This window comes from Nocardia sp. NPDC059764 (assembly GCF_042732555.1).
Lineage (GTDB): Bacteria > Actinomycetota > Actinomycetes > Mycobacteriales > Mycobacteriaceae > Nocardia.
In genome coordinates, this window is sequence record NZ_JBHWHH010000175.1 from 1 (window position 1) to 15,081 (window position 15,081).

The 15,081-nt window shown below is 69.6% G+C and carries 15 protein-coding genes; 7 read left to right on the plus strand and 8 right to left on the minus strand.

Features of this window, described 5'->3' with window-relative positions; translation table 11 throughout:
• Nucleotides 1-136 precede the first annotated feature (136 nt).
• Nucleotides 137-1,501, minus strand: a complete 1,365-nt coding sequence (locus tag ACFV4K_RS28890) for an aspartate aminotransferase family protein (protein WP_379279174.1) — start codon at nt 1,499-1,501, stop codon at nt 137-139.
• A 26-nt stretch (nt 1,502-1,527) separates the two neighbouring features.
• The gene (locus ACFV4K_RS28895; RefSeq protein ID WP_379279175.1) at nt 1,528-3,018 is read right to left on the minus strand and encodes a CoA-acylating methylmalonate-semialdehyde dehydrogenase; all 1,491 of its coding nucleotides are present in this window, start codon (nt 3,016-3,018) and stop codon (nt 1,528-1,530) included.
• A 125-nt stretch (nt 3,019-3,143) separates the two neighbouring features.
• Between ACFV4K_RS28895 and ACFV4K_RS28900 the strand changes: the two genes are divergently transcribed.
• Nucleotides 3,144-4,745 carry a PucR family transcriptional regulator gene (locus tag ACFV4K_RS28900; protein ID WP_379279176.1) on the plus strand — a complete coding sequence of 534 codons (1,602 nt, stop codon included), beginning with the start codon at nt 3,144-3,146 and terminating at the stop codon, nt 4,743-4,745.
• Nucleotides 4,746-4,752: 7 nt separating this feature from the next.
• On the opposite strand, the gene ACFV4K_RS28905 is transcribed toward ACFV4K_RS28900, so the two are convergent.
• Nucleotides 4,753-5,598 carry a hypothetical protein gene (locus ACFV4K_RS28905; protein WP_379279177.1) on the minus strand — a complete coding sequence of 282 codons (846 nt, stop codon included), beginning with the start codon at nt 5,596-5,598 and terminating at the stop codon, nt 4,753-4,755.
• 229 nt (nt 5,599-5,827) lie between these two features.
• On the opposite strand from ACFV4K_RS28905, the gene ACFV4K_RS28910 reads away from it, so the two are divergent.
• Genes ACFV4K_RS28910 through ACFV4K_RS28920 form a run of 3 tightly spaced genes read left to right on the plus strand, consistent with a single transcriptional unit; the run spans nt 5,828 to nt 8,795 of the window.
• A complete protein-coding gene (locus tag ACFV4K_RS28910; protein WP_379279178.1) occupies nt 5,828-7,342 on the plus strand; it encodes an APC family permease in 1,515 nt (504 codons plus the stop codon).
• Nucleotides 7,343-7,389: 47 nt separating this feature from the next.
• Entirely contained in the window at nt 7,390-7,839 is a 450-nt protein-coding gene (locus tag ACFV4K_RS28915; RefSeq protein ID WP_379279179.1) for a nucleoside deaminase, read from the plus strand.
• The gene (locus ACFV4K_RS28920; protein WP_379279180.1) at nt 7,836-8,795 is read left to right on the plus strand and encodes an isopenicillin N synthase family dioxygenase; all 960 of its coding nucleotides are present in this window, start codon (nt 7,836-7,838) and stop codon (nt 8,793-8,795) included. The genes ACFV4K_RS28915 and ACFV4K_RS28920 overlap by 4 nt, the downstream gene beginning before the upstream one ends.
• A 21-nt stretch (nt 8,796-8,816) precedes the next feature.
• On the opposite strand, the gene ACFV4K_RS28925 is transcribed toward ACFV4K_RS28920, so the two are convergent.
• Nucleotides 8,817-9,299, minus strand: coding sequence for a nuclear transport factor 2 family protein (locus ACFV4K_RS28925; protein ID WP_379279181.1), 483 nt, complete (start codon nt 9,297-9,299; stop codon nt 8,817-8,819).
• Between the two features lie 56 nt (nt 9,300-9,355).
• On the opposite strand from ACFV4K_RS28925, the gene ACFV4K_RS28930 reads away from it, so the two are divergent.
• Together ACFV4K_RS28930 and ACFV4K_RS28935 are read left to right on the plus strand one after the other, a co-directional pair.
• Complete coding sequence (locus tag ACFV4K_RS28930; protein ID WP_379279182.1) at nt 9,356-10,444, plus strand: dihydrodipicolinate reductase; 1,089 nt, start codon at nt 9,356-9,358, stop codon at nt 10,442-10,444.
• Complete coding sequence (locus ACFV4K_RS28935) at nt 10,441-10,929, plus strand: carboxymuconolactone decarboxylase family protein (RefSeq protein ID WP_379279183.1); 489 nt, start codon at nt 10,441-10,443, stop codon at nt 10,927-10,929. Before ACFV4K_RS28930 ends, ACFV4K_RS28935 begins: the two co-directional genes overlap by 4 nt.
• A 118-nt stretch (nt 10,930-11,047) precedes the next feature.
• Here ACFV4K_RS28935 and ACFV4K_RS28940 read toward each other — a convergent pair whose 3' ends face one another.
• From ACFV4K_RS28940 to yaaA, 4 genes are all read right to left on the minus strand, one after another.
• Nucleotides 11,048-11,650: a maleylpyruvate isomerase family mycothiol-dependent enzyme gene (locus tag ACFV4K_RS28940; protein WP_379279184.1), complete on the minus strand. Its 603-nt coding sequence runs from the start codon at nt 11,648-11,650 to the stop codon at nt 11,048-11,050.
• A 147-nt stretch (nt 11,651-11,797) separates the two neighbouring features.
• Nucleotides 11,798-12,025, minus strand: coding sequence for a hypothetical protein (locus tag ACFV4K_RS28945; protein WP_379279185.1), 228 nt, complete (start codon nt 12,023-12,025; stop codon nt 11,798-11,800).
• Nucleotides 12,026-12,079: 54 nt separating this feature from the next.
• The gene (locus ACFV4K_RS28950) at nt 12,080-12,472 is read right to left on the minus strand and encodes an ankyrin repeat domain-containing protein (protein WP_379279186.1); all 393 of its coding nucleotides are present in this window, start codon (nt 12,470-12,472) and stop codon (nt 12,080-12,082) included.
• 24 nt (nt 12,473-12,496) lie between these two features.
• On the minus strand, nt 12,497-13,243 hold the full coding sequence (yaaA, locus tag ACFV4K_RS28955) for a peroxide stress protein YaaA (RefSeq protein ID WP_379279187.1): 747 nt from the start codon (nt 13,241-13,243) through the stop codon (nt 12,497-12,499).
• Nucleotides 13,244-13,301: 58 nt separating this feature from the next.
• Between yaaA and ACFV4K_RS28960 the strand changes: the two genes are divergently transcribed.
• The gene (locus ACFV4K_RS28960) at nt 13,302-15,059 is read left to right on the plus strand and encodes a proline--tRNA ligase (RefSeq protein ID WP_379279188.1); all 1,758 of its coding nucleotides are present in this window, start codon (nt 13,302-13,304) and stop codon (nt 15,057-15,059) included.
• Nucleotides 15,060-15,081 lie beyond the last annotated feature (22 nt).

Here is a 15,081-nt window from a genome sequence, read left to right on the forward strand (position 1 = left end):
CGTCGCGATCACGGCGCGGGGGGCCGGCGCGGTGATCGACAGCGACGCTCCGGACCCGGATCGCCGTGTGCCGCCGATGAATTGCAGGTTCTGCTGATTCACTGCGCTCCTGAAGAATTGAGTCCGCCGTCGGGGATCACACAGTATGGCCGTCGGCGACGGTCAGTGCCTGGTCGAGAATGGCGAGCCCCTCCTTGGCCTCGGCCTCGCCGACGATGCAGGGCGGGACCACGTGCAGGCGGTTGAAGTTCACGAACAGCAGCAGTCCGGCGGCCTTGGCGGCGGCGACGGCCTCGACCATGGCCGGGCTGGTGCCGCCGTAGGGCGCGAGGGGTTCGCGGGTGGCGCGATCGCGGACGAGTTCGACGGCCCAGAACACGCCCAGCCCCCGGACCTCGCCGACGCTCGGATGCCGTTCGGCCAGTTCGCGCAGGCCGGGGCCGAGGACGCGCTCACCCATGTCGGCGGCGTTCTCCACGATGCGTTCCTCCGTCATCGCGTTGATGGTCGCGACCGCGGCGGCCGTGGCCAGCGGATGCCCGGAGTAGGTGAGCCCGCCCGGATACGGGCGGTCGTCGAAGGTGGCGGCGATGTGCGGCGCGATGGCGACGCCGCCCAGCGGCACGTACCCGGAGTTGACGCCCTTGGCGAAGGTGATCAGGTCGGGCACCACGCCGAAATGGTCGATGGCGAACCAGCGTCCGGTGCGCCCGAAGCCCGCCATCACCTCGTCGGCGATGAACACGATGCCGTAGCGGTCGCACAGTTCCCGCACGCCGGCCAGATAGCCCGGTGGCGGAACCATGATTCCGGCGGTGCCGGGCACCGATTCGAGGATGACGGCCGCGATGGTGCCCGGCCCCTCGAGTTCGATGGTCTGCTCGAGGTGCCGCAGCGCGCGGTCGCACTCCTCGGCCTCGGTGGTGGCGTGGAACTGCGAGCGATACAGGTACGGCCCGAAGAAGTGCACGACGCCGGCGTTGCCGTGATCGTTGGGCCAGCGGCGGGGGTCGCCGGTGAGGTTGATCGCGGTCTCGGTGCCGCCGTGGTAGGACCGGTAGCGCGCGAGCACCTTGTACCGCCCGGTGTGCAGGCGCGCCATGCGCACCGCGTGCTCGACGGCATCGGCGCCGCCGTTGGTGAAGAAGATCCGGTTCAGCTCCCCGGGGGTGCGTTCGGCGATGAGTCGCGCGGCTTCCGAGCGTGCGTCGTTCACGTACGCCGGTCCGATGGTGCACAGCGTGGCCGCCTGCTCCTGGATGGCGGCCACCACCTTCGGATGCTGGTGCCCGATATTGGTGTTCACCATCTGCGAGGAGAAGTCGAGCAGCCGGTTGCCGTCGCCGTCCCACACGTAGCAGCCCTGGGCCGCGGTGATCACCATGGGGTTCAGCGACTTCTGCGCTGACCAGGAGTGGAAGACGTGCTCGCGATCCAGTTCGTAGGCGCGGGCGGCCCGTTCGCGCGCCGCCTCGGGGGTCAGGCCATGGGGCAGGGTCATCGCAGGTCCTTCGATCGTGTCAGCCGTCAGTGGTTCTGGGGGAAGCCGAGATTCAGGCCGCCGTGGCTCGGATAGAGCCAGCGGGTGGTGACGGCCTTGGTGCGGGTGAAGAAGTGCACGCCGTCGGCGCCGTGCGCGTGCGAGTCGCCGAAGAGGGAGTTCTTCCAGCCGCCGAAACTGTAGTAGGCCATGGGGACCGGGATGGGGACGTTGATGCCGACCATGCCGACCTCGACCTCGTTGTGGAAGCGCCGCGCCGCGCCGCCGTCATTGGTGAACAGGGCTGTGCCGTTGCCGTAGGGGTTGGCGTTGATCAGGGCCAGCGCCTCGTCGTAGCTGTCCACCCGGACCACCGACAGGACCGGGCCGAAGATCTCGTCGGTGTAGACGCTCATCTCGGGCGTCACGTGGTCGAGAATGGTGGGGCCCAGCCAGAATCCGTCCACTCCGCCGTCGGCGGCCACGGTGCGCCCATCGAGAACCACTGTCGCGCCGGAGGATTCGCCCGCCGCGATATAGGACGCCACCCGGTCGCGGTGCGCGGCGGTGACCAGCGGGCCCATATCGGTGCCGCGGGTGCCGTCACCGGTGCGAATGGTCTCGGCGCGCTCGGTGATGCGCGCCACCAGGTCGTCGGCGATGTCCCCGACGGCCACCAGCGCGCTGATCGCCATGCAGCGTTCCCCGGCCGAGCCGAAGCCCGCGTTCACGGCGGCGTCGGCGGCCAGGTCCAGGTCGGCGTCGGGCAGCACCACCATGTGGTTCTTGGCCCCGCCCAGCGCCTGCACCCGTTTCCCGGCGGCGGTGCCGTGCTCGTAGACGTACCGGGCGATCGGTGTCGACCCGACGAACGACACCGCCTTGATCGCGGGGTTGCGCAGCAGTTCGTCGACCGCGGTCTTGTCGCCCTGGACCACGTTGAACACCCCGTCGGGCAGCCCGGCCTCCTGCCAGAGTTCGGCCATCCACAACGAGGCCGAGGGATCCTTCTCGCTCGGCTTGAGCACCACGGTGTTCCCCGCTCCGAGGGCGACCGGGAAGAACCACATCGGCACCATGGCCGGGAAGTTGAACGGCGAGATGATCGCCACCGGGCCCAGCGGTTGGCGCACGGAGAAGATGTCGACCTTGGTGGACGCGTTCTCGGTGTAGCCGCCCTTGAGCAGATGCGGTATGCCGCAGGCGAATTCGACGACCTCCAGGCCGCGGGACACCTCGCCGAGGGCGTCGGCGAGCACCTTGCCGTGTTCGGCGGTGATGATCGCGGCCAGCTCCTCCTTGCGCTCGTTGAGCAGTTCGCGGAACCGGAACAGCACCTGGGTGCGCTTGGCCAGCGAGGCGTCACGCCAGGCGGGGAAGGCCGCGACGGCGGCGTCGACCACCGTGCGCACGTCGGCCGCCGACGCCAGGGCGACCTGTCCGGTCACCGCGCCGGTGGCCGGATTGGTGACGGGCGCGGTCTCGGCGCTGGAACCGGTGAACGTCTTGCCGTCGAGCCAGTGTGCGATGGTCTGCATGTCTCCTCGATTCCGTGATTCCGCCGGTCGGGCCGCGGTTCGTCCGTCCCTACTCTGCGCCATTACCGGCCGGTTGATGCCCGACATTGTGTATTTGTTTTCAAGTTTCGTATTACGATTCGTCGGTGCTCCTCTCCGTTGCTGACGTGCTGGCCACGCCGGTCGTGCGCGCCGGGCTGCCGGAGGTGGTGGGCGGCGGTCCGCTGGATCGGCCGGTGCGATGGGTGCACGTCAGCGAACTGGCGGATGTCGCGAAGCTGCTGGTCGGCCGGGAACTCATTCTCACCACCGGGCAGGCGCTGGCCGGTAGCGACGCCGAGACCGTGGCCTATCTGGAATCCCTGGCCGCGGCGGGGGTGTCGGGGCTGGTGGTCGAACTGGGCACCTCGGTGCGGGAGTTCACGCCCGTGGTGGCCCGGACCGCGGACCGGCTGGGTCTGCCGGTGGTGGCGCTGCACCGGGTGGTCCGGTTCGTGGAGATCACCGAGGCGGTGCACCGGGTGATCGTGGCCGACCAGTACGAGGAGCTGGAGTTCGCGCGCACCGTGCACGAGACCTTCACCGCGCTCAGCGTGCGGCGCGCGTCGCTGGCCGAGATCGTCAAGACCGCCGCGGGCATGCTCGACGCCTCGGTCGTGCTCGAGGATCTGGCGCATCGGGTGCTGGCGCTGACCGCGCGCCACACCGGCACCTCGGCGCTGCTCGACCGCTGGGAGGCCACCTCCCGGCTGCTGTCGGACGCCGATCCGAATGTGGTTCCGGTGGGCCCGCATACCCAGCGCTGGGGCCGGCTCATCCTGCGTTCGAACCGCGTGACCAGTGCTCGCGCCCGCATGGTGCTGGAACGCGCGGCCCAGACGCTCACCCTGCATCGCATGATCGAGCGCGACCGGTTCGGCCTGCACCGGCAGGCGCAGACCGGGCTCATCGACGACATGGTCAACGGCCGCCTCACCGACGAGCGCGACGCCGTAGCGCTGGCCGCCGCGCTGGGCCTGGCCCGCCGGGTTCGCTATGTGCCCCTGGCGTTGGAGGTGGCCGCGGCCACCGAGTCGGATCCGGTTGCGCAGCAACGGCGTACGGCCGCGCTGCTGGACGCGGCGCTGCACGGGGTGGCATTGGCCAAGGCGACCGCGCTGGCCGCGCCCGACCACGGCAATCGGGTCACCTTCGTCCTGGGCGTGCCGCGCGGCGGTGACCTCGATGCCGCGCTCACCGCGATCTGCGTGGCCATGCTCGCCGAGGTCCGCCGGGTGCCCGGCGTGGGGCGCGCGGTGATCGGCGTGGGCGGTGAATCGGACTCGCTGCTCGACACCGCGCGCGAGCTGGCCCAGGCCGCGCATGTCGCGGAAGTAGCGCTCTCCCTGGATGCTTCGACTCCGCGCCCGTTCTATCGCAGCGCCGACGTCCGGCTGCGCGGCTTGCTCTCGCTCATCCGCGACGAGCCCGGGGTGCAGCGTTTCGCCGAGACCGAACTGAGCGCCCTGCTGCGCCACGACATCCGCAACGCCACCGACCTGACTCGCACCCTGCGCCAGTTCCTGGACCTGGCGGGCAACAAGACCGAACTCGCGAAGCGGCTCAACATCAGTCGCCCCACCCTCTATGACCGGTTGTCGCGGATCGAGCGCATCCTCGACGTCGATCTGGACAACGGCGAGACCCGGACCTCCCTGCATGCCGCGCTGCTGATCCGCGACCTGGCCACGGCGGGCGAGACCCGGTGAGCCCGGCTCAGGCCGGGTCGGCGCCCATCGGGTTCGGGTAGGGGATCTCACCGCTGCGGGCCACCGCGCGAGCGGCGGGCGTCAGCACCGCGAGGGTCTCGACGATGCCGGGAACATCGCGGTAGGCGGTCATGGCCAGGGCGTCGGTGCGGGCCTCGATGTGGTCGCGCAGCGCGCGCCCGGCGTCGGTGAGGCCGCCTTCGGCGTCGAGCAGGCCGCGGTCGGCGAGCCGCTCGCGCGCCGCCTGCCAATCGGTTTCGCTCCAGCCGCGATTGTCCCGCCAGATCTGCGCCGGGACGCCGCTGGCGGCGGAGAACAGCACGTGCGCCTCGCAGCCGTCGATGCCCTCGGCGAGCAGGCAGGCCACATGCCCGTCGCCGCGGTGTTCGCGCAGCGCGGTGACGGCCTGCCAGAGCGCGTGCACGGCGTCGCCGGGCGTGGGCAGGTCGCGGTTGGCGGCGAACAGCGCGCGGCCCCCGGCCGGGGCGTCGGCGATGGCCCGCTGCAGGTGGGGCACGGTGCGGGCGGCGACGGCCGCGATATCGGGGACGATGGTGCGCAGGACCGCGGCGGCGGCGATGGTGCGGGTGGCGACGACCGCGTCGGGGGTGGCGAAGCCCCAGGCGTCCGGCAGCGCCCGCCGGACCATCGCGGGGTGGAAGTTGTAGAAGGTGGCCTCCACCACCGAGGGCCCGGCCGCGCCGAACGGCGCGGAGCGGGTGGCGAAGTAGCCCATCCAGAAGCCGCGCAGGCCAACGGCTTTGTTGGCGGCGATGCAGTCCGCGGAGAAGTAGGTGACGGCGTGCAGTGGTTCCAGCACGCGCCACAGGTCGCGGGCGAAGGCGTTGTCCATGGGATCGACTCTAGCGGCTGAGTTCAGTTAACTGAAGTCAGGTGAGGCGAAATGCGCGTCGCCCGGCCGACGATTCGTAAAGGGCTGGACGGTCTTTCAGCCCGACTGTAAGAGTTGTGACCTGAGTCACGCCGCCGGTCGGTGGCGGTAACTCCGTTTCATATCCGCGCAACATTCCGGTCCGCACAATTCCTCGCAGGTCATCGACCAGAGATAGAGGAGTTGCACCATGGAACCGAGTACACCGGTAGCGCTTTCGGGAGAGTCCGGCGAACCCGCACCGGGGGTGTCGCGGCTCAAACCCAATGTGGTGGGTCTGGTCGGCGTGGTGTTCATGGCCGTCGCGACAGCCGCGCCCATCACCGCCATGACCGGCAATGTGCCGTTCATGATGTCGGCGGGCAGCGGAATCGGCACGCCCGCGGCGTTTCTCATCGCCATGGTGGTGCTCGCGGTGTTCACCGTGGGATTCACCACCATGGCCAAGCACATCACCGCGACCGGTGCTTTCTACGGCTTCATCTCCTTCGGGCTGGGCCGCACCGCGGGCCTGGCGGCCGGACTGCTGGCGGCCTTCGCCTACATGGTGTTCGAGCCGTCGCTGATCGGCATCTTCTCCAGCTTCGCCCACAACACGGTGCACGATCAGCTCGGAAAAGATGTGCCCTGGTGGGTTTTCGCGATTCTGATGCTGGCGATCAACGCGGTGGGCACCTGGTTCGGCGTCGCCCTCGCCGAACGACTGCTGGTCGTCCTGCTGGCGACCGAGGTGACCGTGCTGTTCATCATGGCCGTGTCCGTGCTGCTGCACGGCGGCGGACCGGACGGCATTTCGCTCGCGCCGATCAACCCCGTCAACGCCTTCCACGGCCCGTCCGCGGGACTGGGACTGTTCTTCGCCTTCTGGTCGTGGGTCGGGTTCGAGTCGACCGCCATGTACGGCGAGGAATCCAAGGATCCGAAGCGAATCATCCCGCGCGCCACCATGATCGCGGTGCTCGGTGTCGGCGTCTTCTACCTCTTCGTGTCCTGGATGGCGATCTCCGGCAGCGGTGGCGACAAGGCCCTGGAACTGGCCGCGTCCGACAATCCGATGAACGTGTTCTTCGCGCCTACCGAGCGCTACGTCGGGCACTGGGCGGTCGACGTCATGCAGTGGCTGATGGTCACCGGTTCGCTCGCCTGCGGCATGGCCTTCCACAACTGCGCCGCCCGCTACCTGTTCGCGCTCGGTCGCGAAGGTGTGGTGCCGGCGCTGCGGCGCACCATCGGCAAGGCCCATCCGGAGCACGGTTCGCCGCACGTCGCGGGTGTGGTGCAGACCGTCGTGGCGGCGCTGCTGGTGCTGGCGTTCGGGCTCGCCGGCAAGGATCCGTACGCGGGCCTGTACACCCTGCTCGCGGTACTGGGCACGATGGCGATCCTGATCGTCCAGGCCACCTGCTCGTTCGCGGTGATCGCCTACTTCCGGACCAACCACCCCGAGAGCCGGCACTGGTTCCGCACGCTGGTGGCCCCGCTCGTCGGCGGCGTGGCCATGATCGGCGTGGTGCTGCTGCTGGTTCTCAATATGGACACCGCGGCCGGGGCCGAAGCCGGATCGATGATCCTGAAGGCGACGCCGTACCTGGTCGCCGCGGTCGCCCTCGCGGGCCTCGGCTACGCCGCCTATCTGCGGCGCACCGACCCCGCGCGATACGCGCTGCTGGGCCGGACGGTGCTCGAGGAATCGCACGAGCGCTGAGCGCGGGCGCTCGGATCCCCGGTGTGGGCGGTGGCAGCATGGTCGGCATGATCAACGCGCAGGATCTGCTGGCCACCGCCTACGACGAGGCGCGACTCGGCCTGCTGGAGGGTGGAATCCCGATCGGGGCGGCCCTTTTCGACAGCACCGGCACGCTGCTCGGCCGTGGCCACAACCGCCGCGTCCAGGACGACGATCCGAGCGTGCACGCCGAGACCGACGCCTTCCGCAAGGCCGGTCGCCGCCGCGACTACCGCGACACCATCATGGTCACCACGCTGTCCCCGTGCTGGTACTGCAGCGGCCTGGTCCGCCAGTTCGGCATCGGCGCGGTCATCGTGGGGGAGTCGCGGACCTTCACCGGCGGCCACGATTGGCTTGCCGCCCACGGGGTTTCGGTCACCGTGCTCGACGATCCGGCCTGCGTGGACATGATGACGCGCTTCATCGCCGAACGCCCCGACCTCTGGAACGAGGACATCGGAGTGCCGCGATGACGCCCATCGCGACCATCGACCTGGACCGCTGGCGGGCGGGCGGCGAAGCCGCGGCGGAGGTGCTGCGCGAGGTGGACGCGGGCCTGCGGCGCGCCGGATTCCTGCTGGTGCACGGGCACGGTGTGCCGCAAGGGCTTCCGGGCGAGCTGCGGGCGGCGGCCCGCCGCTTCTTCGCGCTGCCGCCCGCGGTGAAACAGCGCTACGCGGTGTCGGTCGGCGGCCGCGGCTGGATCGGTCCGGGACTCGAGGCCAACGGCTACTCCGAGGGCACCGAGACGCCGCCGGATCTGAAGGAGACCTTCGCCGTCGGCGCGGACACCCGCACCGGCGATCCGCGCGTGGACCGGGTCTGGTTCCTCGACAATGTGTGGCCGGAGGAAGTGATCGAACTGCGGGAGCTGCTGCTCGCCTACACCGCCGCGGTGCGCGTCCTCTCCGATGAACTGCTGGCCTTGTTCGCCGCGGCACTCGGCCTGCGGCACAACCCTTTCGAGCGCCTGACCGCCCGGCCCACCTGGACCTGCAATATCAACCACTACCCGCCGTTGACCGAGATCGGCCCGCCCGAACCCGGCCAGTACCGCATCGGCCCGCACACCGACTTCGGCACCGTCACCGTCCTGGACCGCGAGCCCGGCGCGGGCGGGCTGCAGGTGTACACCGACGACGGCGGCTGGGCCGACGCACCCTACGACCCCGCCGCGCTCACCGTGAACATCGGTGACCTGCTGGCCTATTGGAGCGGCCACCGCTGGCCCGCTGGCCGGCACCGCGTGCTGCCGCCGCAGGCCGTCGCTCCCGAGGAGGACCTGGTCTCCCTGATCTACTTCTACGAACTCGACCACGACGCCCGGGTGACCCCGCTCGGGCCGCCCATCGGCAGCGTCACGGGCCTCGCGCCGGTGGTCTCCGCCGAATTCCTGCGCACCCGATTGGATGCGATCACCCTGGGATGACCGGCATCCGGCGCGGGGCCGCTAGCGCGACTCGTCGGCGGGAGCCCAGCGGTTGGCGGTGAGGGCGTAGCCGGGCAGTTCGGCGGTCGACATCTTGGACTCGTAGATGCGCTGGTAGCCGGTGCTGGCGATGCGCCACACGCCGTCCTCGCGGCGGTAGGTGTCGTGGTAGTAGGCCGCGCCGCGGATCAGCAGGCCGTAGTCGGCGGCGATGACCGTGTCCTCCAGGCACCAACTGCCCGAGGCGGTGTCGCCGTCCACGGTGATCTCCGGGTGGTTGGCGACGTGCACGGTGATGATGTTGCCGCTGAGCGCGCCCCGCATGTAGTCGACGATCTGGTCGCGGCTGGTGAACTGCGCGGGCAGGCCGCCCGAGGGCGAACCGTAGGAGCCGACGATGTCGGCGCACAGCGTGTCCGCGAACTCGTCCCACTGCTTGAGGTCGAGGGTGCGGAGGTAGCGGTACTTGAGTGCGCGAATCGATTCGAGTGCTGCGAAATCCATACCGCAATGTAGCCGAATCGGACACCGACCTACCAAGCGTTTGCTACGTTTCGGACATGATTTCCACCCTGGTCTGGGGAACGGGCAATGTCGGCCGTGCGGCCATCCGGGCCGTCGCGGCGCATCCCGAACTGGAGCTGACCGGCGTTCTGGTCCACAATCCGGACAAGGTCGGCCGCGACGCCGGCGCGCTCGCCGGATTGGACGTCGACCTGGGGGTCGCGGCCGTCGACGACATCGACGCCGCGCTGGCCGCGGGCCCGCGGGCCGTGGTGTACGCCGCCTCCGGTGACATCCGCCCCGACGACGCCGTCGCCGATATCGAACGCGCCCTGCGGGCCGGGGCCGTCGTGGTCACCCCCGCCCTCTACGCGCTCTACGACCACCGCAGCGCCCCCGCCGAACTGCGCGACCGGGTCACCGCCGCCGCCACGGAAGGCGGTGGCGCGCTGTTCGTCTCGGGCATCGACCCGGGTTGGGGCAACGACATCCTGCCGCTGCTGATGAGCGGTCTGGGCAGCACCGTGGACGTGCTGCGCTGCCAGGAGATCTTCGACTACACCACCTACGACCAGCCCGATTCGGTGCGCTACCTGGTCGGCATGGGTCAGCCCATGGACTATCAGCCGCCCATGCTGGCCCCGACCATCCCGACCATGGTGTGGGGCGGGCAGATTCGGCTCATCGCGCGCGGACTCGGCGTGGCGCTCACCGACATTCGCGAGGTGGTGGAGCGCCGTCCCCTCGCGGAGACCGTGGAGACCGAGCTGATGGGCAAGTTCGAGGCGGGCACCCAGGGCGCGGTGCGCTTCGAGGTGCAGGGCATCGTCGACGGTAGCCCGCGCATCGTCATCGAACATGTCACCCGGATCCACGCCGGTTGCGCGGCCGACTGGCCGCAGCCGCCCAGCGGCGCGGGCGCGCATCGCGTCATCATCGAGGGCCGTCCCCGCATCGAGATCACCGTGCAGGCCACCGACGAGGGCGGCAATCACTCCGCGGGCGGAAACGCCACCGCGGTGGGCAGATTGGTGAACGCGCTCCCGTGGCTGGCCACCGCGGAACCCGGTTTGTACGACGCACTCGACGTGCCCCTGCCGTTCGGCACTCTCGGAAGACAGCAACTTTCAAAGGAGCCCGCATGATCATCGACATTCCCGAGGGCAAGGACCCCATCGGCTACGTCTGGGGCGAGATGGTCCCCGGCATCGGTGTGGCGGCCTCCAACTTCTCCCTCGCCGTGTACTCGCACAGCACCCTGGGCCTGCGCGAGTTCGAGGCCGCGCGGCTGCGCATCGCCCAGATCAACGGCTGCCTGTTCTGCCTGGACTGGCGCACCGACCGCAATGGCGAGAAGGTCGAGGAGTCCTTCGCCGACGACGTCACCAACTGGCGCACCACCGAGAACTTCGACGACCGCGTCCGCCTGGCCGCCGAATACGCCGAGGTCTACACCCTCGACCACCATGCGCTCGACGACGAGTTCTTCGAGCGCATGAAGAAGCACTACACCGACGCCGAGATCGTGGAACTGTCCATGTGCCTGGGCTCCTGGCTGGCCTTCGGCCGCCTCAACCACGTGCTCGGCCTGGACGCGGTCTGCGTGCTGCCGGGTCACTCCGCGCCGTAGGTCACAGGCTCCGTCCCGCCGTCGCGGCCAGTTTGCGCAGGATGTTCCACTGCTCGAAGTCGGCCGCGACGGGTCCGCAGCACGATGATGCGGTCGCCGAACCGCGATTGGCCTCGATTCAGATCCGACCGCGCAGTACGTCCACCCCCGGCCCCGCGAGCTCATCGCAATAGACCGCTCGCCCCGCCATCGCCATGGTCAACGCGAGCGTCGTCCCCCCGATCACCGGCCCAGCTCCCACGGCGAACGGGCCATCACTGGCCTCCAACCGCAGTCCCTCGATCGCACTGCGCCCCGCGACAGTGAAGTCCCGGCTCGCGAAGAACCGAGCCACCTCGGTCACCGCCTCGATCGCCGGTTGACGCGTCAGCCCCAACGGCCGCCGGATGTCCTGTCCATGCACGACCACCTCCCCGAGCCATGCCGCCGTATGCCCCGACGGCGCGACCGTGCTGTCCGCGATCGCCCGAAACCGCTCCAGCGTCTCCTCGGGCGTGTTCCCGCGATGCGCCGCGAGCTGCCGGTCATTGTGTCTGCCGAAGTCGAACCGGTTCCGCAGCACGCTGATCATCCACCGCAATCGCCCGGTGCTGGCCCCGGCGGTCAGATGCGCGACAACCTCCTCCACCGTCCAATCCCCACACAGCGACCGCTCACCCCACTGTGCGGAGCTCAACCCCGCGAGCTCCTCGGCCAGCGCCTCGCGCTCGGCTCGCACCATCGCCCACAACTCGCCACGAGAAGACGTCTTCGACACTCGGGATACCTCCCAGCTCGGTTCACATTCCCCTCTGTGGACGCCGCCGCCCGCCCGAATTCATCGCAGCGCGGAAACCCAGGTCACCGTCGTCTCGTAGAGCCCGGTGGCCTACTCGGAACTGAACGCCTTGTCTATGGCGTAGTAGTACGCGATGAGCAGGGCCAGGAAGGCGAGCAGGCCGATCAGCATGCCGAGCGCTACCGCCAGGACGTCGCCGATCCGCGAGGGCGTGTCGGCCGGGTCGTCATCCTCGGGTGGTTCGGCGGATTGTTCGAAATCGGTTCTGCCGCTGCGTATCACCGGATCGACATTATCGGCGGCGGGTGCCGGGATCATGCCGTCGGAATCGTGGGGATGTGGTGTCGATCCGGTGGGCGCGGGGCGTCGAACTCAGGCGTCGAACAGCTTCAGGTACTTGGTCTGGCCGAACATCTCGGCGGCGTCGCGGGCGGACGGGCTGCCCGCGTTCGGGTCGGCTCCGGCGGCGAGCAGGGCGTTGACGATCTCGTCGGAGCCCTTGAAAACCGCTGCGGAGAGCGGGGTTTGGCCCTTGTCGTTGCCGAAGTTGGGGTCGGCCTTGCGGTCCAGGAGGGCGGTGACCGCGTCGGGGTGGGAGTAGTAGGCGGCGAGCATGAGCAGGGTGTCGCCATTGTCGTTGGTGAGGTTCACCGGGACGCCGGCGTCGAGGTAGGCGGCCAGGGTGGCGGCGTCGCCGGTGCGGGCGAGGTCGAAGATCTTGCTCGCGAGTTCGAGGACCTCGGGGGAGAGCTCGTTGGGTTCCACCCGGCCACTCTATCGAGGCGCGGGTCAGTTGGTGATGATGAGCAGCTCGGTCGGGGACGCGATCTCGGTGCGCAGCCCGGCCTTCTCGGCGACCTTGGCCAGGGCGTCGATGGTGGACGGTTCGGTGCGGGTCAGCACCAGGGCGCGGGCCAGCAGGCCCTTGTGGTGTTTGTTGAAGTGGCTCACGACGGTTCGGGAGCCGTCGGGGCGTTCGGTGAGGACGGTGGCGGTGACCGCGCCGGGGATGCGGCCCAGGTTCTGGTAGGTGCCCGAGCGCAGGTCCACGACCAGCTGTCCGGCGGCCTCGGCGCGCAACGCCTCCGGCAGCACCGCCTTCCACAGCGATTGCAGCGTCGGCAGTCCGGGCAGTTTGGAGCCGCCGGAGAGCCGGTAGGCGGGGATCGGGTCGCCGGCGCGCACCACGCCGAACAGCGCCGAGCCGATGCCCAGGCGGGCTTCGGCCTTGGCGCGCTGCGCCTTCGTGAAGCCCGCGGCGTCCAGCGCGTCGTAGAGGACGCCGGTGTACCGGTCCAGGGCCGGGCGGGTGGCGGAGGTGCGCAGGGCGGCATTGCGGGCGATCTCCGCGTCAGCCCCCTTGCCCAGCCCGAGCGCGGCCCGGGAGGCGTCGGCGTCGGCGGCCAATCCGATCACTTCGGTGACCAGTTTGTCGCGCACCGTCGTGAGCTGCGGCATCGCGAGGGAATCCAGGTCCAGGGGACCGCCCGAACCACCGTCGGACTTGGTTTCTGAGGGAGGCAGCAGCACCAGCACGAGCCAACACGGTAATGCCTTGGGAACTGTTCGCTAGCAGCGGCTACTGTGTTCATCCGTGATCACCCGCCTCTCCCACCTGTTCCTGCGCACCCTGCGCGACGATCCCGCCGACGCCGAGGTGCCCAGCCACAAGCTGCTGGTGCGTGCCGGATACGTGCGTCGCATCGCGCCCGGCGTCTACTCGTGGCTGCCGCTCGGCCTGCGCACGCTGCGCAAGGTCGAGGACGTGGTCCGGGCGGAGATGAACGCCATCGGCGCGCAGGAGATCTCGCTGCCGGCTCTGCTGCCGCGCGAGCCGTACGAGACCACCAACCGCTGGACCGAGTACGGCGACGGCCTGTTCCGGCTCAAGGACCGCAAGGGTCAGGACTACCTGCTCGGCCCCACCCACGAGGAGCTGTTCGCGCTCACCGTGAAGGGTGAGTACAACTCGTACAAGGATCTGCCGGTCACGCTGTATCAGATCCAGACCAAGTACCGGGACGAAGGCCGTCCGCGCGCGGGCATCCTGCGTGGGCGCGAGTTCATCATGAAGGACTCGTACTCCTTCGACCTCGACGAGGACGGGCTGAAGAACAGCTACAACGCCCACCGCGAGGCCTACCAGAAGATCTTCGACCGCCTCGGCGTGAAGTACGTGATCGTGGCCGCCACCTCGGGCGCCATGGGCGGTTCGGCGTCGGAGGAGTTCCTGGCCGACAGCCCGGTCGGTGAGGACACCTACGTCATCTGCCGCGAGTCCGGGTATGCCGCGAACGTGGAGGCCGTGGTCACCGCCGCGCCGCCCGCGATCGCCATCGAGGGCCAGGCCGAGGCCGCCGTCCACGACACCCCCGACACCCCGACCATCGCCACCCTGGTGGACTGGGCGAACGGCGCGGGCATCGACAAGGTGCTGGGCCGTGAGGTCACCGCCGCCGACACCCTCAAGAACGTCATGGTCAAGCTGGTCTACCCCGACGGCAAGACCGAGCTGCTGGGTGTCGGCGTCCCCGGTGACCGTGAGGTCGACGAGAAGCGCTTGGAGGCGTCGGTCGAGCCGGCCGCGGTGGAGCTGCTCGACGAGGCCGACTTCAAGGCCAACCCGTTCCTGGTGAAGGGCTACATCGGCCCGAAGGCCCTGCTCGACAACGGCATCCGCTACCTGGTCGACCCGCGCGTGGTGTCCGGCACCAGCTGGATCACCGGCGCCGACGAGCCCGGCAAGCACTATGTGGGCCTGGTGGCCGGTCGTGACTTCACCGCCGACGGCACCATCGAGGCCGCCGAGGTCCGTGACGGCGACCCGTCGCCCGACGGCCGCGGCGTGCTCGAGGCCGCCCGCGGCATCGAGATCGGCCACATCTTCCAGCTGGGCCAGAAGTACACCGACGCCTTCCAGGTGGATGTCCTGGGCGAGAACGGCAAGCCCGTCCGCCTCACCATGGGCTCCTACGGTGTCGGCGTCTCCCGCATGGTCGCGGTGCTCGCCGAGCAGAAGCACGACGACAAGGGTCTGCGCTGGCCCCGCGAGGTCGCCCCGTTCGACGTCCACGTCGTCATCGCCAACAAGGACGACGCGGCCCGCGCGGGCGCCGAACAGGTTGCCGCCGAACTGGATTCCCTCGGCTTCGAGGTCCTCCTCGACGACCGCACCGCGTCCCCCGGCGTGAAGTTCAAGGACGCCGAACTCCTCGGCATGCCCTACATCGTCGTGGTCGGCCGTGGCTGGGCCGAAGGCAAGATCGAACTCCGCGACCGCTTCGCCGGCACCGCCGAGGAACTCCCCGCCGACACCGCCGTAGCCACCGTCGCCGCCAAGATCCGCGGCTGACCCAACCACCCCGAGTGGCGCC